This window comes from Streptomyces anulatus (assembly GCF_000721175.1).
Lineage (GTDB): Bacteria > Actinomycetota > Actinomycetes > Streptomycetales > Streptomycetaceae > Streptomyces > Streptomyces anulatus_C.
In genome coordinates this window covers 1-25928 of sequence record NZ_JOEZ01000042.1, presented here as the reverse complement: position 1 = coordinate 25928, position 25928 = coordinate 1, and the positions used below count along the sequence as shown (strand labels likewise).

The following is a 25928-nucleotide window of genomic DNA, read 5'->3' as shown; positions in this document are numbered from 1 at the left end:
GGCCCGGACCGCTCGGAAGAGCGGTCCGGGCCTGCGCGGGCTCACGCGGCTCAGGCAGAGGCCGGCGGATACAGCGCGCGCGGCAGCCGCGAGGCCGCCGCGGCGTCCAGCAGCCACAGCGTGCGACCGCGGCCGTACGCGCCCGCCGCCGGGGCCTGGATCTCCCCGGCCCCGGACAGGGCGATGGCAGCGGCCTCGGCCTTGTCCTCGCCGGCCGCCAGCAGCCACACCTCGCGTGCCGCGCGGATCGCGGGCAGCGTGAGCGAGACGCGGACCGGCGGCGGCTTGGGAGCCCCGTGCACACCGACGACGGTGCGCTCGGTCTCCCGTACCGCTGGAAGCTCCGGGAAGAGCGAGGCCACATGGGTGTCCGGGCCGACGCCCAGCATCAGCACGTCGAACGTGGGCACCGGGCCGTGGTCCTCGGGGCCTGCGGCGGCGGCCAGTTCGGCGGCGTAACCGGCTGCCGCCTCGTCCACGTCCTTGCCGTACGGGCCGTCGGACGCGGGCATCGCGTGCACCCGGGCCGGGTCCAGCGGCACCGCGTCGAGCAGCGCCTCACGGGCCTGGGTGACATTGCGCTCCGGATCGCCCTCGGGCAGGTAGCGCTCGTCGCCCCACCACAGGTCCAGGCGTGCCCAGTCGACCGCGTCCCGGGCGGGCGCGGTGGCGAGCGCGGCCAGGACGCCGTTGCCGTTGCGCCCGCCGGTCAGCACCACCGAGGCGTGGCCCCGGGAGGCCTGGGCGTCCACGATCCTGGTGATCAGCCGGGCCGCCGCGGCCTGCGCCATCAGCTCCTTGTCGCGGTGCACGACCAGTTGAGGGGGCGTCACTTGGAGGCCGCCTTCTTGGCCGGGGCCTTCTTCGCGGCGGGCGCCTTGGTCTCGGCGGCCTTCTCCCCGGCGCTCTCGGCCGCGGCCGCCTTGACCTCGCCGCCCGCGTGCAGCCGGTCGACACCGAACTTGACCGCGGACGCGTAGGTGTTGTCCGGGTCGAGCCGTCGCAGCTCCTCGGCGAGCAGCTCGGCGGTGTCGCGCCGCTTGAGCGCCACCCCGCGGTCCGGCTGGTTCTGCATGGAGAGCGTGGCCAGCGTGCCGTCGGCCCGGTCCAGGACGATGACGCCGTTCTTCGTCTCCATCCGGACCGCGGTGAGACCGGGCCCTCCGGAGAGCGTGCGCTCCACCGGGACGCCGAGCCGGTCGGCGAGCCACATCGCGAGCAGCTCGCAGCTCGGGTTGTCGCTCTCGCCCTCGACGGTCGCGCCGACGACCTGGGCCGGCTGCTGGTCCAGCGCGGCGGCCAGCATCGAACGCCACGGCGTGATCCGGGTCCAGGCCAGGTCGGTGTCGCCTGGGCTGTACGCCGCCGCCCGCACCGCCAGCTCGTCGAGCGGGAGCTCGGCCGAGTAGGTGTCGGTGATCCGGCGCTGGGCGAGGGCCCCGAGCGGGTCCTTCGCCGGGTCGGCGGGCGCGCCCTCGGGCCACCACACCACGACCGGGGCGTCCGGCAGCAGCAGCGGAAGGACCACGGACTGGGCGTGGTTGGCCAGTTCGCCGTGGAGCCGCAGCACGACGGTCTCGCCGGTGCCCGCGTCGGAACCGACCCGGACCTCGGCGTCGAGGCGGGCGTCGCGGCGGGCCCGCGGCGAGCGGCTGACCCGCTTGATCACCGCGATGATCCGCGAGGGGTGTTCGCGGGAGGCGTCACCGGCCGACTTGAGCGCGTCGTACGCGTTCTCCTCGTCGGTGACGATGACCAGCGTGAGCACCATGCCGATGGCGGGGGTGCCGATGGCCCGGCGGGCCGAGACCAGCGCCTGGTTGATCTTGCTGGACGTGGTTTCCGTGAGATCGATCTTCATGGCCGCCTCCAGCTCCGTCCGTCACGTGCGAGCATCTCGTCGGCCTCGGCCGGACCCCAGGTGCCGGCCGCGTACTTCGCGGGCTTCCCGTGCTTGCCCCAGTACTCCTCGATCGGGTCGAGGATGGTCCAGGAGAGTTCGACCTCCTGGTGGCGCGGGAAGAGGTTGGCGTCGCCGAGCAGGACGTCCAGGAGGAGCCGCTCGTACGCCTCCGGGCTGGACTCGGTGAACGACTCGCCGTACGCGAAGTCCATCGTGACGTCCCGGACCTCCATCGAGGTGCCGGGCACCTTGGAGCCGAAGCGCACGGTGACGCCCTCGTCCGGCTGGACCCGGATGACCAGGGCGTTGCCGCCCAGCTCCTCGGTCGCACCGGACTCGAAGGGCAGGTACGGCGCGCGCTTGAAGACGACCGCGATCTCCGTGACCCGGCGGCCGAGCCGCTTTCCGGTACGGAGGTAGAACGGCACGCCCGCCCAGCGGCGGTTGTTGATCGTCAGCTTGATCGCCGCGTAGGTGTCGGTCGTCGACTTGGGGTCGATTCCCTCCTCCTCGCAGTAGCCGAGGGCCTCCTGGCCGCCCTGCCAGGCGTGCTCGTACTGGGCGCGCACGGTGTGCAGGCCGAGGTCCTCGGGCAGCTCGACGGCGGTGAGCACCTTGAGCTTCTCGGCGACCAGGGCCTTCGGGTGGAAGGAGCCGGGCTCCTCCATCGCGGTCAGCGCCAGCAGCTGGAGCAGGTGGTTCTGGATGACGTCACGGGCGGCGCCGATGCCGTCGTAGTAGCCGGCCCGGCCGCCGATGCCGATGTCCTCGGCCATCGTGATCTGTACGTGGTCGACGTAGGACCGGTTCCAGATCGGCTCGAACATCGTGTTGGCGAACCGCAGCGCCAGGATGTTCTGGACCGTCTCCTTGCCCAGGTAGTGGTCGATCCGGAAGACCTCGTTGGGCGGGAAGACGTCGTGCACGAGCTGGTTGAGCTCCTGCGCGCTGGCCAGGTCGTGGCCGAAGGGCTTCTCGATGACGGCACGCCGCCAGGAGCCCTCCTTCTGGTCGGCCAGACCGTGCTTCTTCAGCTGCTGCACGACCTTGGGGAAGAACTTCGGCGGCACGGACAGGTAGAAGGCGAAGTTGCCCCCGGTGCCCTGCGCCTGGTCGAGCTCCTGGATGGTCGCCTTCAGCGTCTCGAACGCCTCGTCGTCGTCGAAGTTGCCCTGGACGAAGCGCATCCCCTGGATGAGCTGCTGCCAGACCTCCTCGCGGAACGGCGTACGGGCGTGCTCCTTGACGGCGTCGTGGACGACCTGGGCGAAGTCCTCGTCCTCCCAGTCGCGGCGCGCGAAGCCGATGAGCGAGAAGCCCGGCGGCAGCAGGCCGCGGTTGGCCAGGTCGTAGACGGCGGGCATCAGCTTTTTACGGGACAAATCGCCCGTGACGCCAAAGATGACCAGGCCCGACGGCCCCGCGATACGCGGGAGCCGTCGGTCCTGTGCGTCACGGAGCGGGTTGGCTCCGGGAACAACAGACAAAGTGGTCAGCCCTCCGAGGGGGCGAGGCGCTGGAGCTCCGCCTCGGTCGACTTGAGCAGGTCGGTCCAGGACGCTTCGAACTTCTCGACGCCCTCGTCCTCCAGCACCTGCACGACGTCGTCGTACGAGATGCCGAGCTTCTTGATCGCGTCGAGGTCGGCGCGGGCCTGCTCGTAGCCGCCGGCGACCGTGTTGCCGGTGATCTCGCCGTGGTCGGCCACGGCCTCCAGGGTCGCCTCCGGCATGGTGTTCACCGTGTTGGGGGCGACCAGGTCGTCGACGTACAGGGTGTCCTTGAGCGACGGGTCCTTGACGCCGGTGGAGGCCCACAGCGGACGCTGCTTGTTGGCCTGCGCCTTGTCCAGGGGGGCCCAGCGGTCGCTCGCGAAGACCTCCTCGTACGCCTCGTACGCCAGCCGGGCGTTGGCCAGGGCGGACTTGCCCTTGGCGGCCTTCGCCTCGTCGGAGCCGATGGCGTCCAGCCGCTTGTCGATCTCGGTGTCCACGCGGGACACGAAGAAGGACGCCACCGAGTGGATCTCGGAGAGGTCCAGGCCCGCGGCCTTCGCCTTCTCCAGGCCCGCCAGGTAGGCGTCCATGACCGCGCGGTAGCGCTCCAGCGAGAAGATCAGCGTCACATTGACGCTGATGCCCCGGCCGATCGTCTCGGTGATCGCCGGCAGACCGGCCTTGGTCGCCGGGATCTTGATGAGCGTGTTCGGCCGGTCGACCAGCCACGCCAGCTGCTTGGCCTCGGCGACGGTGGCCGTGGTGTTGTGCGCCAGGCGCGGGTCCACCTCGATGGAGACCCGGCCGTCCTGACCGCCGGTGGCGTCGAAGACCGGGCGCAGGATGTCGGCGGCGTCGCGGACGTCCGCCGTCGTGATCATGCGGAGGGCTTCCTCGACGGTGACCCTGCGGGCGGCGAGGTCGGTGAGCTGCTGCTCGTAACCGTCGCCCGAGGAGATCGCCTTCTGGAAGATCGACGGGTTGGTGGTGACGCCGACGACGTGGCTCTGGTCGATCAGCTCGGCCAGGTTGCCGGACGTGATCCGCTTGCGCGACAGGTCGTCGAGCCAGATCGCCACGCCCTCGTCGGAGAGGCGCTTGAGTGCGTCTGTCATGAGTTGCATCTCCTACTAGTCGTATCTACCGGCGTCAGCGTGCTGCGGCTTCGAGGGATTCCCGCGCGGCGGCGGCCACGTTCTCGGGCGTGAACCCGAACTCGCGGAAGAGCACCTTCGCGTCGGCCGAGGCCCCGAAGTGCTCCAGCGAGATGATCCGGCCGGCGTCGCCCACGTACCGGTGCCAGGTCAGGCCGATGCCCGCCTCGACCGCGACGCGCGCCTTCACCGACGGCGGCAGCACGCTGTCCTTGTACGCCTGGTCCTGCTCCTCGAACCACTCGACGGAGGGCATCGAGACCACCCGGGTCGGCACCCCGGCCGCCTGGAGCTGCTCGCGCGCCTCGACGGCGACGTGAACCTCGGAGCCGGTCGCGATGAGCAGTACCTGCGGCTCGCCGCCCTCGGCCTCGAACAGGACGTAGCCGCCCTTGGCCGCGCCCTCGTTCGCCTCGTACGTCGGCACGCCCTGCCGGGTCAGCGCCAGACCGTGCGGCGCACCCTTGCCGAACACCTTGGTGTAGCGGCGCAGGATCTCGCGCCAGGCGATGGCGGTCTCGTTCGCGTCGGCCGGGCGCACGATGTTCAGGCCCGGGATGGCGCGCAGCGCGGCCAGGTGCTCGACCGGCTGGTGGGTCGGTCCGTCCTCGCCGAGGCCGATCGAGTCGTGCGTCCACACGTACGTCACCGGCAGGTGCATCAGAGCGGAGAGCCGCACCGCGTTGCGCATGTAGTCGGAGAACACCAGGAAGGTGCCGCCGTAGACACGGGTGGTGCCGTGCAGCGCGATGCCGTTCATGGCGGCGGCCATCGCGTGCTCGCGGATCCCGAAGTGGATCGTGCGGCCGTACGGGTCGGCCTCCGGCAGCGGGTTGCCCGCCGGGAGGAACGACGACGTCTTGTCGATCGTGGTGTTGTTCGAGCCCGCGAGGTCGGCGGAGCCGCCCCACAGCTCGGGCACGATCTCGCCGAGCGCCTGGAGCACCTTGCCGGACGCGGCACGGGTGGCCAGGCCCTTGCCGGGCTCGAAGACGGGGAGCTTCTCCTCCCAGCCCTCGGGCAGCTCGCCCGCGGCGATCCGGTCGAAGGAGGCGGCGCGCTCCGGGTTGGCCGTGCGCCACGCGGCGAACGACTTGTCCCACTCGGCGCGGGCCTCGCGGCCGCGGTCCAGGGCCTCGCGGGTGTGGCCGATGACCGCGTCGGAGACCTCGAAGGTCTGCTCCGGGTCGAAGCCGAGGACCCGCTTGGTCGCCGCGATTTCGTCGTCGCCGAGCGCCGAGCCGTGCGCGGCCTCGGTGTTCTGCGCGTTCGGGGCGGGCCAGGCGATGATCGAGCGGGCCGCGATGAACGACGGACGCCCGGTCTCGGCCTTGGCCGCCTGCAGCGCCGCGTACAGACCCGCCGGGTCCAGGTCGCCGCTGGGGAGCTGGTCGACGCGCTGGACGTGCCAGCCGTACGCCTCGTACCGCTTGATGGTGTCCTCGGAGACCGCGGTCTCCGTGTCGCCCTCGATGGAGATGTGGTTGTCGTCCCAGAGCAGGACCAGGTTGCCCAGCTTCTGGTGCCCGGCCAGCGAGGACGCCTCGGCCGAGATGCCCTCCTGGAGGCAGCCGTCACCCGCGACGACCCAGACCATGTGGTCGAACGGGGAGGTGCCCGGGGCCGCCTCGGGGTCGAAGAGACCGCGCTCGTAGCGGGCGGCCATCGCCATGCCCACCGCGTTGGCGACACCCTGGCCCAGCGGCCCGGTCGTCGTCTCGACACCGGTCGTGTGTCCGTACTCCGGGTGTCCGGGGGTCTTCGAGCCCCAGGTGCGGAAGGCCTTGAGGTCGTCCAGCTCCAGGCCGTAACCGGCGAGGTAGAGCTGGATGTAGAGCGTCAGGCTGGAGTGGCCGGCGGACAGGACGAACCGGTCACGACCGGTCCACTCCGCGTCCGCGGGGTCGTGCCGCATCACCTTCTGGAAGAGGGTGTACGCGGCAGGAGCCAGGCTCATCGCCGTGCCCGGGTGGCCGTTTCCGACTTTCTGTACGGCGTCCGCGGCGAGGACGCGGGCGGTGTCCACGGCCCGCTGGTCCAAATCGGTCCACTGGAGGTCTGTGGTGGTCGGCTTGATGCTCACCCTGAGTCAGGGCTCCTCTCCACTGTCGTAAACCGGTGACTGTTACCGCACCGGGCGCTGTCGAGCCTACCCCCGTTGACAGGCACACTTTCCGGGCGCTTTCCAGGGTGTGGGCGACCTGTGGAGTTCGCCTCCCGGCGGAATGCGTACGCCGGTGAACAGTCACCCCCAACACGACCCCACCCCCGCGAAGGGCGGCGTATCCGCAACGTCTAGAGTGAACGGGTTCGCGCAAGTCTTCACCGGGCCTCCTCGCCCGGAGCTTGCTGGGATTTCTCTGTCAGGGGTGTGCGTGACGGCCGTCGAGTCCCGACCCGCAGGGGTCGCCTTGACTCCCAGCCCGGGGGGCCATCGCCCGTTCGGGGCCCGCGTCAAGGCATTCGTGGCGCTTACCAAGCCACGGATCATCGAGCTGTTGCTCATCACCACCGTTCCGGTGATGTTCCTCGCCGCCCAGGGCGTACCCGACCTGTGGCTCGTCCTCACGACCACCATCGGTGGATATCTCTCCGCCGGCGGTGCCAACGCGCTCAACATGTACATCGACCGGGACATCGACGCGCTGATGGACCGTACGTCCCAGCGCCCGCTGGTCACCGGCATGGTCAGCCCCCGCGAATGCCTGGCCTTCGGCATCGCCCTCGCGGTGGTCTCCACGGTCTGGTTCGGGCTGCTCGTCAACTGGCTCTCGGCCGCCCTCGCCCTCGGCGCGCTGCTCTTCTACGTCGTCGTCTACACGATGCTGCTGAAGCGCCGCACCTCCCAGAACATCGTCTGGGGCGGCATCGCGGGCTGCATGCCGGTCCTCATCGGCTGGTCCGCCGTGACGAACTCGCTCTCCTGGGCCGCCGTCATCCTCTTCGCCGTCATCTTCTTCTGGACGCCGCCGCACTACTGGCCGCTGTCGATGAAGGTCAAGGACGACTACGCCCGGGTCGGCGTCCCGATGCTTCCGGTCGTCGCCTCCAACCGGGTGGTCGCCAAGCAGATCGTCCTCTACAGCTGGGTGATGGTCGCGGTCTCGCTGCTGCTCACCCCGCTCGGCTACACCGGCTGGTTCTACACCGCGGTGGCGCTGCTGTCCGGCGGCGCCTGGCTCTGGGAGGCCCACGGCCTGCAGAACCGGGAACATCCACATACATCCAGTATGCGGATGCCCCTCCGCCTTGCGATGCACCGCATCTGACGCCGCGCGCTGATCCACCGGGAATTGCGGGACAGCCCTCAGGACTTCTTCGACGGGCGGGTCGCGTGGCACAGGCCACGCGACCCGCCCGTCGCCAGTTCATCTACCCGTCGGTAGCATCCTGTTCATGGCAGAGACGGCAGCAGACACGAGCGACACCGGGCAGACCTCACGGACGGAGGCCAGGAAGGCGGCGCGCGCCGAACGCAGGGCGGCGAAGCTCGTCCGCCAGATCGGCGCCTTCGCCAAGGAGCACGGCGGTGCGGAGGGACAGCTCGCCTACATCGGCGAGGCCGGCGCCCGCATCGTCCTGGTCGGCGAGGACGGCGCCTGGGGCGACCTCGTGGCCCCGACCTACGCGGTGGCCGAGAGCGCGGCCGCGAAGTCCGGCATCACGATGCACGAGGAGTTCGACGGCGATTTCGCGCTCAAGGTCCGCACCGGCCCGTACGAGTGGTCCCGAATGGCCGGGATCCAGGTCGGCGGCCCCTCCAACGACCGCTGAGGCGGCTCTTTCCACTCCGTCGGGCAACCCGACCCGGGGCTCACCCGTCCGGCCGTGCATACGCACGCCGTCCCAGGGAGCCCCGGATGGCCGACACCGTGCCCGTGGCCGACCTGGTCGGCCAGAACTGCCACGGCGTCCTGCGCACCGAGCTGGGCCTCGGCCCCTTCGAGGCCCGGCTCACCGCCGCCGACGGCGCTCCGGCCGCCCCCGGCACCACCTTCTTCGACACCCGGACCGGCTTCGCCGTGCGCCGCTGGTGCCCGCCTCTTCTCGGGCTCGAAGCGCACCGCCCGCCCGCTGTCCGGCCCGGCGCCGGGAGCGCGCCCCGAGCCGCCGGGGCCGGTCCGGGTGCGGGCGGTGGCCGGCCGGCCCGGCGGGAGGCGGAGAACCGTGCCGCCCGGGCGCGGGGGACCAGGGCGCGGCGGGGCGCCCGTCGGGCCGGAGCTGCTGGACCACGGGTCGGGCGACGCGCGCCGGGGTGTACCGGCTGGGGTGATGGCCCGGTTACGTGGGGGAGGGGCCGGGACGTACGGGAGGGGCGGCGGGCCCACCGGCCCGCCGCCCCTCACCCGTCGTACGTCGGTCCGTCAGGCGGTCGTCGCCCGCGCCGTCTCCTGCTGCTGGGCGGACGGGCCGGGCAGCGGTGCGGGCACGTCGTCGCCGCGCTCGCGCATGCTCAGCACCAGCCGGATCACGGCGATCCACATGATGGCCGAGCCGAACATGTGGACCCCGACCAGGAGCTCGGGGACGTCGCTGAAGTACTGGACGTACCCGATCGCGCCCTGGGCGAGCAGCACGAACAGCAGGTCGCGGGCGCGGGCCCGGGTGTCGGCGGGCGCGTCGACCGCCCGCAGGGCCAGCCACATCGCGATGGCCAGGGCGCAGACCGCCCAGGCGGCGATGGCGTGCACATGGGCGGCGGCCGACCAGTCCCACGGCATGCGCGGCACGTCGCTGCTGTCGCCGGCGTGCTTGCCGGAACCGGTCACCGAGGTGCCCAGCACGATCAGGACCACCGTGGTCGCCACGATGGCCCATGCGAGGCGCCGCACCGGCAGCGGGGTCCGCGGGCGCGGCGGACCGTCGCCCTCGCCGACCCGCACCCAGGTGATCACGGTGACCGCGAGGAGCGCGTTGGCCAGCAGGAAGTGCCCGGCCACCGTCCACGGGTTGAGGCCCGCCCAGACCGTGATCCCGCCGAGGACGGCGTTGCCCAGCACGATCCAGAACTGGGACCAGGCCAGCCGGGTCACCTTGCGGCGGCGCGGCTTGACCGAGCTGACGGCGACGATCGCCCAGCCGACGGCGGCCGACAGCACATAGGTCAGCATCCGGTTGCCGAACTCGATCGCGCCGTGCAGCCCCTGCTCGGGCGTCGCGAACAGGCTGTCGTCGGTGCACTTGGGCCAGGTGTCGCAGCCGAGGCCCGAGCCGGTGAGCCGGACGGCCCCGCCCGTGACGATGATGAAGACGCTCATCACGACGGCGGAGAGCGCGGCGCGCTTCACCATCCGGGTGGACGGCGTCCAGCGCTTGGCGATGAGGGAGATGGGGGTTTCCACGCGGACCATCGTAGGACGGGCCTTGTGCACGTTTTCACTAGGGGTGGGTTCGTACCCGGTTGCCCGTGAACATCCCCGGACATGCCCCGGTCGGCCTACTCCCAGCGAAAGAACTTGGCCGCGGCGCCGAGCCCCAGCACCGCCCACACCGCGAGGACTCCGGCCTCGGCCCACGGCATCGACGCACCGTGCTGCAGGACGTCCCGCAGGCCCCCGGAGAGCGCCGACACGGGCAGCAGCCCCAGCACCGACTGCACCGCGTCCGGGAACTTGTCCAGCGGCACGATGACCCCGCCGCCGACCAGCAGCAGCAGGAAGACCAGGTTGGCTGCGGCGAGCGTCGCCTCCGCCTTCAGCGTTCCGGCCATCAGCAGCCCGAGCCCGGAGAACGCGGCGGTCCCGAGGACGAGCAGCAGCAGCACCGAGAGCGGATTGCCTTGCGGCGACCAGCCGAGGGCGAAGGCGATCGCCGTCAGCAGCACGATCTGGAGCACCTCGGTGACCAGCACCGACAGCGTCTTCGCGGTCATCAGGGCCCAGCGGGGCAGCGGGGAGGCCCCGAGCCGCTTGAGGACCCCGTAACGGCGTTCGAAGCCGGTGGCGATGGCCTGGCCGGTGAAGGCGGTGGACATCACGGCGAGCGCCAGGATGCCCGGGGCCAGGAAGTCGACCGACGCGCCCGAGCCGGTGTCGACGATGTCGACCGCGCTGAACAGCACCAGCAGCAGCGCCGGGATGATCACCGTCAGCAGCAGCTGCTCGCCGTTGCGCAGCAGCATCCGGGTCTCCAGCGCGGTCTGCGCGGCGATCATCCGGGGGAGCGGGGCGGCGCCGGGGCGCGGGGTGTACGTACCGGCGCTCATGCGCGCAGCTCCTTGCCGGTCAGCTTTTTGCCGGTCAGTTCGAGGAAGACGTCCTCCAGGGTGTGCCGCTCCACCGAGATGCCCTCGGGCATCACCCCGTGCTGGGCGCACCAGGAGGTCACCGTGGCCAGCAACTGCGGGTCGATGGTCCCGGTGATCCGGTACGTCCCCGGCAGCGGCTCGGCGGCCTCGGAGCCGTCGGGCAGCGCCTTGACGAGGGAGCCGAGGTCGAGCCCGGTGCGTCCGGTGAAGCGCAGGGTGTTCTCCGCGCCGCCCCGGCAGAGCTGCTCCGGGCTGCCCTGGGCGATGACCCGGCCCGCGTCGATGATCGCCACGTCGTCGGCGAGTGCCTCGGCCTCGTCCATGAAGTGGGTGGTCAGCACCACGGACACCCCGTCGGCGCGCAGCTCGCGCACCAGGTCCCAGGTGGAGCGGCGGGCCTGCGGGTCGAGACCGGCGGTCGGCTCGTCCAGGAAGACCAGCTCGGGCCGGCCGACGACCGCCATGGCCAGCGAGAGGCGCTGCTGCTGGCCGCCGGAGAGCCGGCGGTAGGCGGTGCGGCCGCAGTCGCCGAGGCCGAGGCGTTCGGTCAGGGCGTCCACGTCGAGGGGGTGGGCGTGCAGCTTCGCCATGTGGCGGAGCATCTCGTCGGCGCGTGCGCCGGAGTAGACGCCGCCGGACTGGAGCATCACCCCGATCCGCGGGCGCAGCCGCTCCGCGTCGGCGACCGGGTCGAGGCCGAGGACCCGTACGGTGCCGGCGTCGGGGCGGCGGTAGCCCTCGCAGGTCTCGACGGTGGTGGTCTTCCCGGCACCGTTCGGGCCGAGGACGGCGGTCACCGCGCCGGTCGCGACCACCAGATCGAGGCCGTTCACCGCGGTCTTCGCGCCGTACCGCTTCACCAGGCCCTTGACCTGTACGACGGGCTCGTTCTCCATGGCGCGTAAGTCTAGGCAGGGTCCCGGAGCAGGCGTCTCCCGGGGCCAGATTAGGTAACCCTAAGTGACGAACCGCACCGTAGATCATTCCGGACCGTGGTTGTCAGGGGCGAATGAATTACGCAACAATGGTGTTGTGAAATACGGCGGACGGGCTCCTCAGGAGGAACTCGCGACCGGTGAGCGCTCGACGCGCAACCGGGTCGCGCGCTCCATCCTGGACCACGGCCCCTCCACCGTCGCCGATCTCGCCAAGCGTGTAGGCCTCACCCAGGCCGCCGTCCGCCGCCACCTGGACGCCCTCGTCTCCGACGATGTCGTCGAAGCCCGTGAACAGCGGGTCTACGGGGCGCGGACCCGCGGCAGGCCCGCCAAGGTGTTCGCCCTGACGGACTGCGGCAGGGACGCCTTCGACCAGTCCTACGACAAGCTGGCCGCCGACGCCCTGCGCTTCATCGCCGAGTCCGGGGGTGACGAGGCGGTCCTCGCCTTCGCCCGCGCCCGGATGGCCGCGACGGGCGATGCGTACCGCGCCGCGGTCGAGGCCGCGGACCCCGAAGGGCGCACCGAGGCCTTGGCCAAGGCCCTGTCGGCCGACGGGTACGCTGCTATGGCGCGAAGCGCGCCGGGCCCGCAGCAGGGCGAGCAGCTGTGCCAGCACCACTGCCCGGTGGCGCATGTCGCCGAGCAGTTCCCACAGCTGTGCGAGGCGGAGACGGAGTTCTTCTCCAGCCTCCTCGGGACCCATGTGCAGCGTCTGGCCACCCTCGCCCACGGCGACGGTGTGTGCACGACCTACGTGCCACGCAGTGGCCACGCGGCACCCCCACAGACCACCCATTCAGCATCTGCAAGCACGGCCGGGAGGAACCCCGCATGACGCTCCCCACGGAGACTGCCCACCCTGAGCTCGAGGGTCTGGGTACGTACGAATTCGGCTGGGCCGACTCCGACGCGGCAGGCGCGGCGGCGAAGCGCGGTCTGTCCGAGGCTGTCGTCCGCGACATCTCGGACAAGAAGAACGAGCCCGAGTGGATGCTGAAGCTGCGGCTCAAGGGCCTCAAGCTCTTCGGCAAGAAGCCCATGCCGAACTGGGGCTCCGACCTGTCGGGCATCGACTTCGACAACATCAAGTACTTCGTGCGGTCCACGGAGAAGCAGGCGGCCTCCTGGGAGGACCTGCCCGAGGACATCAAGAACACGTACGACAAGCTCGGCATCCCCGAGGCGGAGAAGCAGCGCCTCGTCGCCGGCGTCGCCGCGCAGTACGAGTCCGAGGTCGTCTACCACCAGATCAACGAGGAGCTGGAGGCGCAGGGTGTCATCTTCATGGACACCGACACCGCGCTGAAGGAGCACCCGGAACTCTTCAAGGAGTACTTCGGCACCGTCATCCCCGTCGGTGACAACAAGTTCGCCTCGCTGAACTCCGCGGTGTGGTCCGGCGGCTCGTTCATCTACGTGCCCAAGGGCGTCCACGTGGACATCCCGCTCCAGGCCTACTTCCGTATCAACACGGAGAACATGGGCCAGTTCGAGCGGACGCTGATCATCGTCGACGAGGACGCCTACGTCCACTACGTCGAGGGCTGCACCGCCCCGATCTACTCCTCGGACTCGCTGCACAGCGCCGTGGTGGAGATCATCGTGAAGAAGGGCGGCCGCTGCCGCTACACGACCATCCAGAACTGGTCGAACAACGTCTACAACCTGGTCACCAAGCGGGCCGTGGCCTACGAGGGCGCGACCATGGAGTGGGTCGACGGCAACATCGGCTCCAAGGTGACCATGAAGTACCCGGCGGTCTACCTGATGGGCGAGCACGCCAAGGGCGAGACCCTGTCCATCGCCTTCGCGGGCGAGGGCCAGCACCAGGACGCCGGCGCCAAGATGGTCCACATGGCCCCGAACACCTCCTCCAACATCGTCTCCAAGTCGGTGGCGCGAGGCGGTGGCCGGACGTCCTACCGCGGACTGATCGAGATCGGCGAGGGCGCGCCGGGCGCGAAGTCCAACGTCCTCTGCGACGCTCTGCTCGTCGACACGATCTCCCGCTCGGACACCTACCCCTACGTCGACGTCCGCGAGGACGACGTGTCGATGGGCCACGAGGCGACCGTCTCCAAGGTCTCCGAGGACCAGCTCTTCTACCTCATGAGCCGCGGACTCACCGAGTTCGAGGCCATGGCGATGATCGTGCGCGGCTTCGTCGAGCCGATCGCCAAGGAGCTGCCCATGGAGTACGCCCTGGAGCTCAACCGGCTGATCGAGCTGCAGATGGAGGGTTCGGTCGGCTAGGTCCTCACCCGAGGACCGCCGGGACGGCCCCTCGCGGCCGTCCCCGACCCACCGAATCCCCCGAGTTCTTGACTTAAGAAAGCGAGCACTACGACAGCCATGGCTGAGGCTCAGAACACTCCGGCGGGCTCCACCACCGCCGGCTCCATCGCGGTGGCCGCCGAGTCGACCGTCGCCACCCGCATGAGCGCACCCCCGTCCTTCGACGTCGCGGACTTCCCCGTCCCGCACGGCCGCGAGGAGGAGTGGCGCTTCACGCCGCTGGAGCGACTGCGCGGACTGCACGACGGCACCGCCGTCGCGAACGGCGGAGGCGTGAAGGTCGCCATCGAGGCGCCCGAGGGCGTCACGGTCGAGACCGTCGGCCGCGACGACTCCCGGCTCGGCAAGGCCGGCACCCCGGTGGACCGGGTCGCCGCCCAGGCGTACAGCTCCTTCGAGCAGGCCTCGGTCGTGACGGTCGCCAAGGAAGCCGTGCTCACCGAGCCGATCCGGATCGCCGTGCACGGCGAGGGCGGCGTCGCCTACGGCCACCAGCTCATCGAACTCGGTGCCTTCGCCGAGGCCGTCGTCGTCATCGACCACACCGGTGACGCGGTGCTCGCCGCCAACGTCGACTACGTGCTGGGCGACGGCGCGAAGCTGACCGTCGTCTCCGTCCAGGACTGGGACGACACGGCCGTCCACGTCGGCCAGCACAACGCGCTGATCGGCCGGGACGCCTCCTTCAAGTCGATCGTCGTCACCCTCGGCGGCGACCTCGTGCGCCTGCACCCCCGGGTGGCGTACGCGGCCACCGGCGGCGAGGCGGAGCTCTTCGGCCTGTACTTCACCGACAAGGGCCAGCACCAGGAGCACCGCCTCCTGGTCGACCACAACACCCCGCACTGCAAGTCCAACGCGGTGTACAAGGGCGCCCTCCAGGGCGACGGCGCGCACGCCGTCTGGATCGGCGACGTCCTCATCCAGGCCGCGGCCGAGGGCACCGACACCTACGAGATGAACCGGAACCTCGTCCTCACCGACGGCGCCCGGGTCGACTCCGTGCCCAACCTGGAGATCGAGACCGGCGAGATCGTCGGCGCCGGCCACGCCTCGGCGACCGGCCGCTTCGACGACGAGCAGCTCTTCTACCTCCAGTCCCGCGGCATCCCGGCCGAGGAGGCCCGCCGTCTCGTCGTGCGCGGCTTCTTCGCCGAACTGGTCCAGCAGATCGGCCTGCCGGACCTGGAAGCGCGTCTCATCGAAAAGATCGAGACCGAGCTGAAGGCGTCCGTCTGATGGCCTTCGTCAGAGCCTGTGCGCTGAGTGAGCTGGAGGACGACACCCCGAAACGGGTGGAGCTCGACGGAACACCGGTCTCCGTCGTCCGCACCGAGGGCGAGGTGTTCGCGATCAACGACATCTGCTCGCACGCGAACGTCTCCCTCTCGGAGGGCGAGGTGGAGGACTGTTCGATCGAGTGCTGGCTGCACGGCTCGTCGTTCGACCTCCGCACCGGCAAGCCGTCCGGTCTTCCCGCGACGCGCCCCGTCCCCGTATACCCCGTAAAGATCGAAGGGGACGATGTGCTCGTCTCCGTCACCCAGGAGTCCTGAGTCACCCATGGCAACGCTTGAAATCCGCGATCTGCACGTCACCGTCGAGGCCGACAACGCCACGAAGGAAATCCTCAAGGGCGTCGACCTGACCGTGAAGCAGGGTGAGACCCACGCCATCATGGGCCCCAACGGGTCCGGCAAGTCCACCCTCGCGTACTCGCTGGCGGGTCACCCCAAGTACACGGTCACCGGTGGCACGGTCACCCTGGACGGCGAGGACGTCCTGGAGATGTCCGTCGACGAGCGGGCCCGCGCCGGCCTGTTCCTCGCCATGCAGTACCCGGTCGAGATCCCCGGTGTCTCGGTCTCCAACTTCCTGCGCACCTCCGCCACCGCCATCCGCGGCGAGGCCCCCAAGCTGCGTACGTGGGTCAAGGAGGTCAAGGAGACGATGGCCGGCCTCCAGATGGACCCGGCCTTCGCCGAGCGCAACGTCAACGAGGGCTTCTCCGGCGGTGAGAAGAAGCGCCACGAGATCCTTCAGCTGGAGCTCCTCAAGCCGAAGATCGCCGTCCTGGACGAGACCGACTCCGGTCTGGACGTCGACGCGCTCAAGACCGTCTCCGAGGGCGTCAACCGGGTCCGCGAGAGCGGCGAGGTCGGCACCCTGCTGATCACGCACTACACCCGCATCCTGAAGTACATCAAGCCCGACTTCGTGCACGTCTTCGCCAACGGCCGCATCGCCGCCTCCGGCGGTGCCGAGCTGGCCGACCAGCTGGAGAACGAGGGCTACGAGGCCTACACGAAGGGTGGCCCCGTGAGCGGAGGGAACTCAGGAGGTGCAGCCGCGTGACTGACGCCCGACAGGGGCTCACCGGCCTCCTCGACACCGAGGCGATCCGCAAGGACTTCCCGATCCTGGACCGCACGGTCCACGACGGAAAGAAGATCGTTTACCTGGACTCCGCGGCGACCTCGCAGAAGCCGCGTCAGGTCCTCGACGCGCTCAACGAGTACTACGAGCGGCACAACGCGAACGTGCACCGCGGCGTCTACACGATCGCCGAGGAGGCCACCGCGCTGTACGAGGGCGCCCGCGACAAGGTCGCCGCCTTCATCAACGCACCCAGCCGCGACGAGGTGATCTTCACCAAGAACGCCTCGGAGTCGCTCAACCTCGTGGCGAACATGCTCGGCTGGGCGGACGAGCCCTATCGGGTGGACAGCGACACGGAGATCGTCACCACGGAGATGGAGCACCACTCCAACATCGTGCCGTGGCAGCTGCTCTCGCAGCGCACCGGCGCGAAGCTGAAGTGGTTCGGCATCACCGACGACGGCCGGCTCGACCTGTCGAACATCGACGAGATCATCACCGAGAAGACGAAGATCGTCTCCTTCACGCTGGTCTCCAACATCCTGGGCACCGTCAACCCGGTCGAGCAGATCATCCGCCGCGCCCAGCAGGTCGGCGCGCTGGTCTGCATCGACGCCTCGCAGGCGGCCCCGCACATGGTGCTCGACGTGCAGGCGCTCCAGGCCGACTTCGTGGCCTTCACCGGCCACAAGATGGTCGGCCCGACGGGCATCGGCGTGCTGTGGGGACGGCAGGAACTCCTGGAGGACCTGCCTCCGTTCCTCGGCGGCGGCGAGATGATCGAGACCGTGTCGATGCACTCGTCGACGTATGCTCCGGCGCCGCACAAGTTCGAGGCCGGTACGCCCCCGATCGCCCAGGCCGTCGGCCTCGGCGCGGCCGTGGACTACCTCTCGGCGATCGGCATGGAGAAGATCCACCAGCACGAGAAGGCGATCACCGAGTACGCGGTGAAGCGCCTCCTGGCCGTCCCCGACCTGCGGATCATCGGTCCGGCGACGGCCGAGGACCGCGGGGCGGCGATCTCCTTCACGCTCGGCGACATCCACCCGCACGACGTGGGCCAGGTCCTCGACGAGCTGGGCATCGCCGTCAGGGTCGGCCACCACTGCGCGCGGCCGGTCTGCCTGCGGTACGGAATTCCCGCGACGACGCGAGCGTCGTTCTATCTGTACTCCACGCCCGCCGAGGTCGACGCCCTGGTGGACGGTCTGGAGCACGTCCGGAACTTCTTCGGCTGAGGGCTGACTGGTGAAGCTGGAATCCATGTACCAGGAAGTGATCCTGGACCACTACAAGCACCCCCACGGGCGCGGCCTGCGGGACGGCGACGCGGAGGTGCACCACGTCAATCCGACGTGTGGTGACGAGATCACGCTCCGGGTGAAGTACGACGGCGAGACCATCGCCGACGTGAGCTACGAGGGCCAGGGCTGCTCCATCAGCCAGGCCAGCGCCTCCGTGCTGAACGAGCTGCTCGTCGGCAAGGAGCTCTCCCAGGCGCAGAAGATCCAGGAAACCTTCCTGGAGCTGATGCAGTCCAAGGGCCAGCTGGAGCCGGACGACGCGATGGAGGAGGTGCTGGAGGACGCCGTCGCGTTCGCCGGCGTCTCCAAGTACCCCGCCCGGGTCAAGTGCGCGCTGCTGAGCTGGATGGCGTGGAAGGACGCGACGGCCAAGGCGCTGTCCGAAGGGAAGACCGCATGAGCGACAACGAGACCGTGACCATGAAGCCGGCCTCCGAGGAGGAGGTCCGCGAGGCGCTGTACGACGTCGTCGACCCCGAGCTGGGCATCGACGTCGTCAACCTGGGCCTGATCTACGGCATCCACGTCGACGACGCCAACATCGCCACCCTCGACATGACCCTGACGTCCGCGGCCTGCCCGCTGACCGACGTCATCGAGGACCAGGCGAAGTCCGCCACCGACGGCATCGTCAACGAGCTCCGGATCAACTGGGTCTGGATGCCGCCGTGGGGCCCGGACAAGATCACGGACGACGGACGCGAGCAGCTCCGCGCGCTCGGCTTCAACGTCTGACACGTCCTCCGGTCGGTTCTGACACGTCCCCCGGAGTGGAGAGAGGCCATGCCCGCCAGGCACACTGGCGGGCATGGCCGTATCCATGTACCACATCGCCGTCGACGCTCACGACCTGCCGCTGGTCGCCCGCTTCTGGAGCGCGGTGCTGGACTGGCAGGTGCTCTTCGAGGACGAGGAGGAGATCGTCATCGGCGCCCACGAGACCGCGCTTCCGGGCATGTGCTTCCTCGCCGTGCCGGAGGGGAAGAGCGTCAAGAACCGGCTGCACATCGACCTGACCCCCGACGACCGGGACGCCGAGGTCGAGCGGATTCTCGCGCTCGGCGCCCGGCGGGTGGACGTCGGGCAGGGGCCGGACGCCACCTTCGTGGTGATGGCCGATCCGGAGGGCAACGAGTTCTGTGTGCTGCGCCCCAAGCGGACCCTGACCGACTGAGACCGGCTGCCCGGCCACCGCGCGCTCAGACGCGGGCGGGCGGCGGGCCGTACTGCTCGGGCAGGGTCTGCGCCGCCGCCTCGGCCAGGACCGGGCCCAGGTTCTCCGTGCGCATCCGGCGGTCGACGTACAGCAGGCCGACCACCAGAGGCGGGAAGACCGCCGTGAACAGCTGGGCGACCATCTGGCTGATGAACGACAGCAGCATCAGGCCGCCGAGCACCGCGATGAGCTCCCCGCCGCTCGGGTCGGCGTCGACGTCCGCGGGGTCGAACAGCCCGGGAAGCATGCCGATCATCTGGAACGGCATCTGGATCATGTAGCCGATCATGGACGCCAGCGCGTAGGCGAGCAGCCCGACGCCGAAGACCCGCCACCAGCTGTCGCGCACCAGTTGGGCCGAGCGGCGCAGGGCCGCGACCGGGCGCTGGTTCTCGAAGACCACGACCGTCGGGGCCAGGGAGAACCGCACCCAGAGCCAGACCGCCACGGGGGCGACGAGCAGGGTGCCGATGAGGCCGGCCACGATCAGCGGTACGAAGCCGTCCTCGTCGCCCAGCGAGACGGTGTAGATCGTCAGCCCCGCGATGGCGGTCGTGAAGAGCGCCATCGGGATGACCGCGATCAGCCCCGTCAGGAACACCGTGCCGACGATGGACCCGACCCGCGACCAGGCACGGCTCCAGACGGCGCCGAAGCGGATCGGGCGGCCCAGGACGGCCTCCTGGAGGACCACGGGGACCGCCGCCTGCACCACGGCCGACGCCAGCAGGTAGACGATGAGGCCGATGACCATCAGCACGCCGAACGCGACGCCCAGCGGGACCAGATCCGCCGCGTCCGGGGACCCCGAGGAGTCGGACGTCAGCTCGTCCCACTGGCCCGCGACGGCGGAGCCGGCGACCACCAGCGCGACGATCATCACGAGCGTCGCCGCGCCGAACAGCGTCAGCGCCATGCCGATCAGCGGCTTCCAGTACCGCCCGAGCGTCGAGAAGGCCCCGCTGAGCATGTCCGAGATCCTCAGCGGCGCCAGGGGTATCACCCCGGGCTTGGGCGGTGCGGCCCACCCGCCGTTCCAGCCGCCGTCCGGTCGCTGCGCGCCCCCGTGGAAGGGCCCCCCACCGTGAGGTGCGCCCCCGTACGGGCCGCCGCCCCACCCTGCGTCCTGCGCCACTGCGTCTCCGTTGCGTCGTCGGCCCGTACCGGCGGGCCGTGTGGTCGGTCGGCACACCGTAACGTCCCCGGAGCGGGCCGATGATATGTACGGCCGTACGCAACGTTGGGTACAGTCGTACACATGGGATACGCATACGGACTGCTGGCCGCCGCCATCGCGGCGGAGGTGGCCGGGACGACGGCCATGAAGTACAGCGAGGGCTTCACCCGGCTCTGGCCCTCGCTCGGCACCGCGGTGGGCTACCTCATCGCCTTCACCCTGCTCGCCCAGACCCTCAAGACGCTCTCCGTCGGCACCGCGTACGCCATCTGGGCCGGCGTCGGCACCGCGGCCGTCGCGCTCATCGGGATCCTGTTCCTGGGGGAGTCCAGCGGCTTCGTCAAGATCGCGGGCATCGCCCTGATCGTGGCCGGGGTCGTCGTCCTCAACCTGGGAGGGGCCCACTGATGGCCCGGCGGTACGACCCCGGGCGGCGGACGAGGATCGTCGACGCGGCGCTGCGCGTGATCGCGGCCGACGGACTGGCCGGGCTCAGCCATCGCACCGTGGCCGCCGAGGCCGACGTGCCGCTCGGCTCGACCACGTACCACTTCGGCTCCCTCGACGAACTCCTGGTCGCAGCCCTGCGCCGGTGCAACGAGAACTTCGTCCAGGCCCTGCGCGGCAGCGAGGTCCTGGCCGCGCCGGGGCCCATATCCGCCGGACCGGACGGATCCGCCGCATCCGCCGGCCTCGCGGAGGAGCTGACCCGGCTGCTGGACCGGTGGTTCGCGGGCGAGCGCGGGGCGATCGAGCTGGAGTACGAGCTGTACCTCGCGGCCCTGCGCCGCCCCGCGCTGCGCCCCGTCGCCGCCGAGTGGACCGAGGAGGCTCGGGTGGCCTTCGACCGGAAAGCGGACGCGGTCCGGTGCGTGCGGTTCCAAGGCGCCGAGAGGTCCTCGTAGCGGAGCTGCCAGGGCATTTCGGCAACACCGGAAGCGTGCGTGCCAGGGCGTGGCCGCCCGGTCAGAGGTCACCCGACAGGCTCTCAGTCGGTCCACCACCAGCGTCAGCCGCTTGAGCCTGCTCACGGGAAAGGGGCCCATGCCGAGACCGGTTCGCCCGAGCGGGCCCCGGCCGGTTAGGTTGCTGTTCATGACCGACACGACTTCCCAGGGTTCTGCCCGCACCACCGGCGCCGTCGCCGCCGGCCTCGCCACCGTCGCCGGTGACGGCACCGTCCTCGACACCTGGTTCCCCGCCCCCGAGCTGACCTCGGACCCCGGCCCGTCCGGTACGACGCGCCTCGGCCCGGTCGAGGCCGTCAACCGGCTCGGTGAAGGCGCCGCCAAGGCCATCGGCGTGGACGCCCGGCGCGGCGTCGAGATCGTCGCTGTGTCCACGGTCATCTCCTCGCTCGACGACAAGCCGCTCGACGCGCACGACGCCTACCTGCGCCTGCACCTGCTCTCGCACCGGCTCGTCCAGCCGCACGGCCAGAACCTCGACGGGCTCTTCGGGCTGCTCGCCAACGTCGCCTGGACCTCGCTCGGCCCGGTCGCCGTCGACGACCTGGAGCGGGTGCGGCTCAACGCCCGCGCCGAGGGCCTGCACCTCCAGGTCACCTCGGTCGACAAGTTCCCGCGGATGACGGACTACGTCGCCCCCAAGGGCGTACGCATCGCCGACGCCGACCGGGTCCGGCTCGGCGCCCACCTCGCCGCCGGGACCACCGTCATGCACGAGGGCTTCGTCAACTTCAACGCGGGCACGCTCGGCACCTCCATGGTCGAGGGCCGGATCTCCGCGGGCGTCGTCGTCGGCGACGGCTCCGACATCGGCGGCGGCGCCTCCACCATGGGCACCCTCTCCGGCGGCGGCAACGTCCGCATCGTCATCGGCGAGCGCTGCCTGATCGGCGCGGAGGCGGGCGTCGGGATCGCGCTCGGCGACGAGTGCGTCGTCGAGGCCGGTCTGTACGTCACCGCCGGCACGCGGGTCACGCTGCCGGACGGCCAGGTCGTCAAGGCCGTCGGGATCACCCCGACACATCCGGTATCGGGGCGACCCTCCGCCTTGCGATCGCACGCACCAGACGCCGCCGAGCCCGCCCTCCGGGCGGACGGCGCTCCTTCGAAACACGCCCGAGTGCCGTGGCAGGAAACGTTCGCCCGTCGAGGAGTGGCGTCCGGTGCGTGCTCCCGGTGTGCCGGCCGGAAGCCCTCGTACTGGACGTACTCGGGTTTCGTGCGGTGCGGTGAGCGTGCGTGCCACCGGGCGTCGTGACGGGGCGAACGTCGCCCGTCACGGCACTGGTCGTACGGCAAGGCCTCAGGCCGCGAGGAGCTCCTCGTACGCCGCACGCAGCCCGTCGGCCGCCCCGCTCCCGGCGGGCTGCAGCGGTTCCCGGACCGGTCCCGCGTCCAGGAGCGCCTTCGCGGTGACGGTTCCGGGGAGGCCGCTCGCCATCATCAGTTCGGTGAGGCGCACCGTGAGCCCGTTGAGCCGGGCCGCCTCGTCGGTACGGCCCGCGTCGAACGCGTCCAGCGGCGCCCGCATCCGGCGCGGCGCCACGTTCGCGACCGTACTGACATAGCCCGCGCCGCCCACCGCGTACAGCGGCAGGTTCAGCTCCTCGCAGCCCGAGTAGTACGCCAGCGAGGTACGGGCCATCACCTTCGTCGCGCCGAGCAGGTCGTAGGAACAGTCCTTCACCGCCACCACCCGCGGGTGCTCCGCCAGCCGCAGCAGGGTCTCCGGCTCGATCCGGGTGCCGGTGCGGCCGGGGATGTCGTACAGCATCAGCGGCAGGCCGGTGGAGTCCGCGACCCGCAGGAAGTACGCCTCGACGGCGGCCTGCGGGGGGCGGCTGTAGTACGGGCTCACCACCAGCAGCCCGTCCGCGCCCGCCTCCTCGGCCTCCCGCGCCAGACGCAGGGTGTGCGCGGTGTCCGGGCCCCCGACGCCGGAGAGCAGCGGCACCCCGTCGCCGACCTCCGCCCGGACGGCCCGCAGCAGAGCGGACTTCTCGGCGTCCGTCGTGGTGGGGGACTCGCCCGTGGTGCCGCTGAGGACGATCCCGTCGCAGCCCTCCGCCACCAGGCGGGCGGCGTGCGCACGGGCGGCGTCCGGGTCCAGGGCCCCGGTGGCGGTGAAGGGCGTGATCATGGCGCAGAGCGTGCGGCCGAAGGGGCGCGGTGCGGTGGCGGTCATGCCCGAAGTGTCGGCTCCCGGAACCGTGTAGGTCCACTTAGATCTTCTTGGGGCAACCGGCAAGGGATGCTGAAGGGTCCGGAGGGGGCGGCGGATTCTGACATGATCGAACGCACGGACGGCAGGATGCGGCGAGGGGTGGGGGACATGGGTGTACGGGTACGGATACGGGTGCGGAGACAGGCCTCCGTCGTCCTGCCGACGGCCATGCTGATGGCGCTGACCGGCTGCTCCGGCTTCCTCGTCCCGGCCGGCGAGGGCGAACGGGACCCAGCCCCGTCCGCCTCCGCGCCCCGGGCGGAGGCTTCCGCGCGGGACGCTCCGGCTCAGGGTGCCCCCGCGCAGACCCGCACCCCGGCCTCCGCCCCGCCCGGGAAGTGCCCCGCCTCCGGGGTCGTGGTGGACATGGGGCCGGTGGAGACCGGAATGATGCACCGGGCCGTCGTGCTCACCCTCACCAACTGCGGCCGCAAGCCCTACGCCGTCGACGGCTACCCCTGGCTCCGGGCCCTCGGCGAGGACGGCCGCCCCCTCCCCGTCAAGGTCAACGAGGACGGCTCGTACTTCGGCAACGACCCGGGCCCGAAGAAGCTCCTGCTGGACCCCGGCCTCACCGTGAAGTCGATCCTCGCCTGGGTCTCCACCCCTGAGGGCGGCGACCTCGTCGAAGGCGACGCCCTGGCGGTCTCCGCCGCCCCCGGCCTCCCGGCGCGGGTCTTCCCGCTGGAGGGCCACGACATCCGGCTGATGGACGAACTCAACACCACGGCCTGGCGGGCGGAGCCGCCCGAGTGACCGCCCAGGCGGGGCCGGCCCGGTCCTTCACCCGCCGCCCACCGGCACCGTGTGGGTGACCCAGGCAGTGCCGGGCGGCCCCTCCGGCATCAGGTGCAGCAGAAACGAGGCGGGCTCGTCGGGACAGCCGGGCACGCCCTCCCGCAGCACCAGCCCGCTCTGCCGGTACGTGCTCGGCGCGACGGCCACCGTGCTGCCCGCGAACGACGCCGTGACCGGGCGGTGCACATGGCCCGCCAGCACCCGGGCGACCCGGGGATGCGCGGCGACCACCTCTGCGAGCGCGGGCCCGTCCGCCAGACCCATGGCGTCCAGGAACGGAATGCCGACATGCACCGGAGGATGGTGCAGGCAGACGAGGGCCGGTACACCGGGGCTCCGGGCGAGGGCCCGGTCCAGCCGGGACAACTGACCGGGACCGAGCCGCCCGCCGGGCGCACCGGCGACCCGCGAGTCCAGGACCGCCACCGTGAGACCCGGGTGCTCCACCACGTACGACGTCAGCATCCCCCCGCCCAGGAAACGCGTCTCGCCGAACACACCCACGAGCGCCTCCGGCACGTCGTGATTCCCCGCCACCAGGTGCAGCGGCAGCGGGAACGCGCCGACCACCTCGCGCAGGGCCGCGTACTCGTCGGGCCTCCCGCGCTCGGTGAGATCGCCGGTGATCACGGCACAGTCCGGGAGCGGGTCCAGGGCGAGCACCCGGCGCAGGGCGGCCCGCAACCCCGCCGCGGGGGCCGCCGCTCCGGGCCCGGTGGTGAGGTGCGGGTCGCTGGGGTGCGCCACGGAGGGAGTCATGTCCCTCACCCTTCCCCGCTCCCTCCGGCCGCACCCGCGCCACGCCGTGGGCGAACGGGACGGCGGGCGCGCCGGCCGGAACGGCCTTGACCTCGACCGGACTTGAGGTGCCACGGTGGTGACCACGACGCACCGACCGGCGCGCGTGAGAGGGGAAACACCGCCATGACCACGCACTTCACCGACCGCCCCGACCCGGCCCGCAGCGATGCCGCGATCGCCAAGGCCAGCACCTGGGACGTCGGTACACCGCAGCGGCAGCAAGAGGCCGTCGACGCCGTCCGGAAGGCCTGGGAGAGCCGGGAATGGCCGCACCCCGGGCTGCTCTCCTACAGCGTCCACGCGGGGGAGGACGGCGCGACCCTGCTGCACTACTCCCAATGGACCGGCGAACAGGCCTACCAGGACTTCGTACGGGAGCACCGCGACGACCGCAACGCCGAGATCGACGCCGCCGTCCCCGGCATCGAACGCATCGCACTGCACACGTACGAGCTGTACCGCTCCGGACTCCGGGCCGAGGGCGACACCCGCCGGCCCGGCTGCGTCGTCATCGTCGACGCCGAGTTCGACGGGCCCGATCCGGCCCGGCAACGCGACTGGGTGGACGCCGTGTTCGAGGCGCTCGGCGACGACGTCGACATGCCCGAGGGCGGCATCGCCGCGCACTTCCACATCAGCACCGACGGCACCCGGGTCCTCAACTACGCCGAGTGGGAGAGCGCGGAACACCACATCGCGGCCCTCGCCGCCCCCGGAGAGGGCGTCGGATCCCCGTCCCCGCTCTGGGAACGCGTCCAGAAGTACCCGGGCATGACCGGAGGTGGCGTGAACCGCTACACCCCCGCCCTCAGCATGGAACCGGGCGCGGGCGTGTAGGGCGTGTTTCGAAAGGAGCGCCGTCCGCCCGGCCGAGCAGGCGGGACTTTCGAAACACGCCCTAGTCTTCTGAGTCAGGAATTCTGTTCAGATATGAGGCGAGGCGTTCGAGGATCTCGTCGGCGGTCTTGGTCCAGACGTAGGGCTTCGGATCGGTGTTCCAGGCTGCGATCCAGTTGCGGATG

26 protein-coding genes and 3 pseudogenes are annotated in these 25928 nt (G+C 70.9%); 17 read left to right on the top strand and 12 right to left on the bottom strand.

Features of this window, described 5'->3' with window-relative positions; all coding sequences use genetic code 11:
* Positions 1-50 precede the first annotated feature (50 nt).
* From pgl to tkt, 5 genes are read right to left on the bottom strand one after another with little or no spacing between them, the layout of a single operon-like run.
* Positions 51-833, bottom strand: a complete 783-nt coding sequence (gene pgl / locus IG90_RS0134080; RefSeq protein ID WP_030593630.1) for a 6-phosphogluconolactonase — start codon at positions 831-833, stop codon at positions 51-53.
* Positions 830-1861, bottom strand: coding sequence for a glucose-6-phosphate dehydrogenase assembly protein OpcA (gene opcA, locus IG90_RS0134075; protein ID WP_030593627.1), 1032 nt, complete (start codon positions 1859-1861; stop codon positions 830-832). Before opcA ends, pgl begins: the two co-directional genes overlap by 4 nt.
* Positions 1858-3390 carry a glucose-6-phosphate dehydrogenase gene (gene zwf / locus IG90_RS0134070; RefSeq protein ID WP_030593624.1) on the bottom strand — a complete coding sequence of 511 codons (1533 nt, stop codon included), beginning with the start codon at positions 3388-3390 and terminating at the stop codon, positions 1858-1860. The genes opcA and zwf overlap by 4 nt, the downstream gene beginning before the upstream one ends.
* Positions 3391-3395: 5 nt before the next feature.
* Entirely contained in the window at positions 3396-4514 is a 1119-nt protein-coding gene (tal, locus tag IG90_RS0134065; RefSeq protein WP_030593622.1) for a transaldolase, read from the bottom strand.
* A gap of 34 nt (positions 4515-4548) precedes the next feature.
* Positions 4549-6636: a transketolase gene (gene tkt, locus IG90_RS0134060; RefSeq protein ID WP_030593620.1), complete on the bottom strand. Its 2088-nt coding sequence runs from the start codon at positions 6634-6636 to the stop codon at positions 4549-4551.
* Positions 6637-6922: 286 nt separating this feature from the next.
* Here tkt and IG90_RS0134055 point away from each other — a divergent pair, with 286 nt between their 5' ends.
* The 3 genes and pseudogenes from IG90_RS0134055 to IG90_RS42820 all read left to right on the top strand — a co-directional run.
* Positions 6923-7822, top strand: a complete 900-nt coding sequence (locus tag IG90_RS0134055; protein ID WP_078841978.1) for a heme o synthase — start codon at positions 6923-6925, stop codon at positions 7820-7822.
* Between the two features lie 127 nt (positions 7823-7949).
* Positions 7950-8327, top strand: a complete 378-nt coding sequence (locus IG90_RS0134050; RefSeq protein WP_030593615.1) for a hypothetical protein — start codon at positions 7950-7952, stop codon at positions 8325-8327.
* An 86-nt stretch (positions 8328-8413) separates the two neighbouring features.
* Positions 8414-8649 (top strand): annotated as a pseudogene (locus tag IG90_RS42820) (amidohydrolase); the annotation flags it as partial.
* 268 nt (positions 8650-8917) lie between these two features.
* Here IG90_RS42820 and IG90_RS0134045 read toward each other — a convergent pair.
* The 3 genes from IG90_RS0134045 to IG90_RS0134035 form a co-directional block, all read right to left on the bottom strand.
* Positions 8918-9904, bottom strand: a complete 987-nt coding sequence (locus tag IG90_RS0134045; RefSeq protein WP_030593612.1) for a COX15/CtaA family protein — start codon at positions 9902-9904, stop codon at positions 8918-8920.
* A gap of 86 nt (positions 9905-9990) precedes the next feature.
* Positions 9991-10758, bottom strand: coding sequence for an ABC transporter permease (locus IG90_RS0134040; RefSeq protein ID WP_030593609.1), 768 nt, complete (start codon positions 10756-10758; stop codon positions 9991-9993).
* Positions 10755-11696 carry an ABC transporter ATP-binding protein gene (locus tag IG90_RS0134035; RefSeq protein WP_030593606.1) on the bottom strand — a complete coding sequence of 314 codons (942 nt, stop codon included), beginning with the start codon at positions 11694-11696 and terminating at the stop codon, positions 10755-10757. Before IG90_RS0134035 ends, IG90_RS0134040 begins: the two co-directional genes overlap by 4 nt.
* 136 nt (positions 11697-11832) lie before the next feature.
* On the opposite strand from IG90_RS0134035, the gene IG90_RS0134030 reads away from it, so the two are divergent.
* The 9 genes from IG90_RS0134030 to IG90_RS0133990 all read left to right on the top strand — a co-directional run bounded on the left by IG90_RS0134030 (position 11833) and on the right by IG90_RS0133990 (position 18896).
* Positions 11833-12576: a helix-turn-helix transcriptional regulator gene (locus tag IG90_RS0134030; RefSeq protein WP_030593603.1), complete on the top strand. Its 744-nt coding sequence runs from the start codon at positions 11833-11835 to the stop codon at positions 12574-12576.
* The gene (gene sufB, locus IG90_RS0134025) at positions 12573-13994 is read left to right on the top strand and encodes a Fe-S cluster assembly protein SufB (protein ID WP_030593600.1); all 1422 of its coding nucleotides are present in this window, start codon (positions 12573-12575) and stop codon (positions 13992-13994) included. The genes IG90_RS0134030 and sufB overlap by 4 nt, the downstream gene beginning before the upstream one ends.
* A 99-nt stretch (positions 13995-14093) precedes the next feature.
* A complete protein-coding gene (sufD, locus tag IG90_RS0134020) occupies positions 14094-15275 on the top strand; it encodes a Fe-S cluster assembly protein SufD (RefSeq protein WP_030593597.1) in 1182 nt (393 codons plus the stop codon).
* The gene (locus IG90_RS0134015; protein WP_014045252.1) at positions 15275-15592 is read left to right on the top strand and encodes a bifunctional 3-phenylpropionate/cinnamic acid dioxygenase ferredoxin subunit; all 318 of its coding nucleotides are present in this window, start codon (positions 15275-15277) and stop codon (positions 15590-15592) included. The genes sufD and IG90_RS0134015 overlap by 1 nt, the downstream gene beginning before the upstream one ends.
* Positions 15593-15599: 7 nt before the next feature.
* A complete protein-coding gene (sufC, locus tag IG90_RS0134010) occupies positions 15600-16391 on the top strand; it encodes a Fe-S cluster assembly ATPase SufC (RefSeq protein WP_030593594.1) in 792 nt (263 codons plus the stop codon).
* The gene (locus IG90_RS0134005) at positions 16388-17656 is read left to right on the top strand and encodes a cysteine desulfurase (RefSeq protein ID WP_030593592.1); all 1269 of its coding nucleotides are present in this window, start codon (positions 16388-16390) and stop codon (positions 17654-17656) included. Before sufC ends, IG90_RS0134005 begins: the two co-directional genes overlap by 4 nt.
* A gap of 10 nt (positions 17657-17666) precedes the next feature.
* Entirely contained in the window at positions 17667-18122 is a 456-nt protein-coding gene (sufU, locus tag IG90_RS0134000) for a Fe-S cluster assembly sulfur transfer protein SufU (protein WP_164493966.1), read from the top strand.
* Positions 18119-18457 carry a metal-sulfur cluster assembly factor gene (locus tag IG90_RS0133995; protein ID WP_007448467.1) on the top strand — a complete coding sequence of 113 codons (339 nt, stop codon included), beginning with the start codon at positions 18119-18121 and terminating at the stop codon, positions 18455-18457. The genes sufU and IG90_RS0133995 overlap by 4 nt, the downstream gene beginning before the upstream one ends.
* Before the next feature lie 73 nt (positions 18458-18530).
* Positions 18531-18896, top strand: coding sequence for a VOC family protein (locus tag IG90_RS0133990; RefSeq protein WP_030593588.1), 366 nt, complete (start codon positions 18531-18533; stop codon positions 18894-18896).
* A gap of 25 nt (positions 18897-18921) precedes the next feature.
* Here IG90_RS0133990 and IG90_RS0133985 read toward each other — a convergent pair whose 3' ends face one another.
* The gene (locus IG90_RS0133985; protein WP_030593586.1) at positions 18922-19908 is read right to left on the bottom strand and encodes a DUF7847 domain-containing protein; all 987 of its coding nucleotides are present in this window, start codon (positions 19906-19908) and stop codon (positions 18922-18924) included.
* Between the two features lie 288 nt (positions 19909-20196).
* Between IG90_RS0133985 and IG90_RS0133980 the strand changes: the two genes are divergently transcribed.
* From IG90_RS0133980 to dapD, 3 genes and pseudogenes are all read left to right on the top strand, one after another.
* Positions 20197-20523, top strand: a complete 327-nt coding sequence (locus IG90_RS0133980) for a DMT family transporter (RefSeq protein ID WP_030593583.1) — start codon at positions 20197-20199, stop codon at positions 20521-20523.
* On the top strand, positions 20523-21020 hold the full coding sequence (locus IG90_RS0133975; protein WP_245170743.1) for a TetR/AcrR family transcriptional regulator: 498 nt from the start codon (positions 20523-20525) through the stop codon (positions 21018-21020). The genes IG90_RS0133980 and IG90_RS0133975 overlap by 1 nt, the downstream gene beginning before the upstream one ends.
* 190 nt (positions 21021-21210) lie before the next feature.
* Positions 21211-22086 (top strand): annotated as a pseudogene (gene dapD / locus IG90_RS0133970) (2,3,4,5-tetrahydropyridine-2,6-dicarboxylate N-succinyltransferase); the annotation flags it as partial.
* Positions 22087-22386: 300 nt separating this feature from the next.
* On the opposite strand, the gene dapA reads toward dapD, so the two are convergent.
* Positions 22387-23268 carry a 4-hydroxy-tetrahydrodipicolinate synthase gene (dapA, locus tag IG90_RS0133965; RefSeq protein WP_030593580.1) on the bottom strand — a complete coding sequence of 294 codons (882 nt, stop codon included), beginning with the start codon at positions 23266-23268 and terminating at the stop codon, positions 22387-22389.
* 147 nt (positions 23269-23415) lie between these two features.
* On the opposite strand from dapA, the gene IG90_RS0133960 reads away from it, so the two are divergent.
* Positions 23416-24063, top strand: a complete 648-nt coding sequence (locus IG90_RS0133960) for a DUF4232 domain-containing protein (RefSeq protein WP_233436165.1) — start codon at positions 23416-23418, stop codon at positions 24061-24063.
* 27 nt (positions 24064-24090) lie between these two features.
* On the opposite strand, the gene IG90_RS0133955 is transcribed toward IG90_RS0133960, so the two are convergent.
* Entirely contained in the window at positions 24091-24864 is a 774-nt protein-coding gene (locus IG90_RS0133955; RefSeq protein WP_030593576.1) for a phosphodiesterase, read from the bottom strand.
* Positions 24865-25029: 165 nt separating this feature from the next.
* Between IG90_RS0133955 and IG90_RS0133950 the strand changes: the two genes are divergently transcribed.
* The gene (locus IG90_RS0133950; protein ID WP_030593573.1) at positions 25030-25743 is read left to right on the top strand and encodes an antibiotic biosynthesis monooxygenase; all 714 of its coding nucleotides are present in this window, start codon (positions 25030-25032) and stop codon (positions 25741-25743) included.
* Positions 25744-25804: 61 nt separating this feature from the next.
* On the opposite strand, the pseudogene IG90_RS46385 reads toward IG90_RS0133950, so the two are convergent.
* Positions 25805-25928, bottom strand: a pseudogene (locus tag IG90_RS46385) (IS630 family transposase); the annotation flags it as partial.

Coding starts and splice junctions, on each gene's coding strand:
- dapA (WP_030593580.1), bottom strand. CDS start 23,268: ATGACCGCCACCGCACCGCGCCCCTTCGGCCGCACGCTCTGCGCCATG.
- IG90_RS0134050 (WP_030593615.1), top strand. CDS start 7,950: ATGGCAGAGACGGCAGCAGACACGAGCGACACCGGGCAGACCTCACGG.
- IG90_RS0133980 (WP_030593583.1), top strand. CDS start 20,197: ATGGGATACGCATACGGACTGCTGGCCGCCGCCATCGCGGCGGAGGTG.
- IG90_RS0133950 (WP_030593573.1), top strand. CDS start 25,030: ATGACCACGCACTTCACCGACCGCCCCGACCCGGCCCGCAGCGATGCC.
- sufC (WP_030593594.1), top strand. CDS start 15,600: ATGGCAACGCTTGAAATCCGCGATCTGCACGTCACCGTCGAGGCCGAC.
- sufB (WP_030593600.1), top strand. CDS start 12,573: ATGACGCTCCCCACGGAGACTGCCCACCCTGAGCTCGAGGGTCTGGGT.
- IG90_RS0134015 (WP_014045252.1), top strand. CDS start 15,275: ATGGCCTTCGTCAGAGCCTGTGCGCTGAGTGAGCTGGAGGACGACACC.
- IG90_RS0133985 (WP_030593586.1), bottom strand. CDS start 19,908: ATGCTCAGCGGGGCCTTCTCGACGCTCGGGCGGTACTGGAAGCCGCTG.
- sufD (WP_030593597.1), top strand. CDS start 14,094: ATGGCTGAGGCTCAGAACACTCCGGCGGGCTCCACCACCGCCGGCTCC.
- IG90_RS0133975 (WP_245170743.1), top strand. CDS start 20,523: ATGGCCCGGCGGTACGACCCCGGGCGGCGGACGAGGATCGTCGACGCG.
- IG90_RS0133990 (WP_030593588.1), top strand. CDS start 18,531: ATGGCCGTATCCATGTACCACATCGCCGTCGACGCTCACGACCTGCCG.
- IG90_RS0133960 (WP_233436165.1), top strand. CDS start 23,416: ATGGGTGTACGGGTACGGATACGGGTGCGGAGACAGGCCTCCGTCGTC.
- IG90_RS0134045 (WP_030593612.1), bottom strand. CDS start 9,904: ATGGTCCGCGTGGAAACCCCCATCTCCCTCATCGCCAAGCGCTGGACG.
- tal (WP_030593622.1), bottom strand. CDS start 4,514: ATGACAGACGCACTCAAGCGCCTCTCCGACGAGGGCGTGGCGATCTGG.
- opcA (WP_030593627.1), bottom strand. CDS start 1,861: ATGAAGATCGATCTCACGGAAACCACGTCCAGCAAGATCAACCAGGCG.
- IG90_RS0134040 (WP_030593609.1), bottom strand. CDS start 10,758: ATGAGCGCCGGTACGTACACCCCGCGCCCCGGCGCCGCCCCGCTCCCC.
- IG90_RS0133955 (WP_030593576.1), bottom strand. CDS start 24,864: ATGACTCCCTCCGTGGCGCACCCCAGCGACCCGCACCTCACCACCGGG.
- IG90_RS0133995 (WP_007448467.1), top strand. CDS start 18,119: ATGAGCGACAACGAGACCGTGACCATGAAGCCGGCCTCCGAGGAGGAG.
- IG90_RS0134035 (WP_030593606.1), bottom strand. CDS start 11,696: ATGGAGAACGAGCCCGTCGTACAGGTCAAGGGCCTGGTGAAGCGGTAC.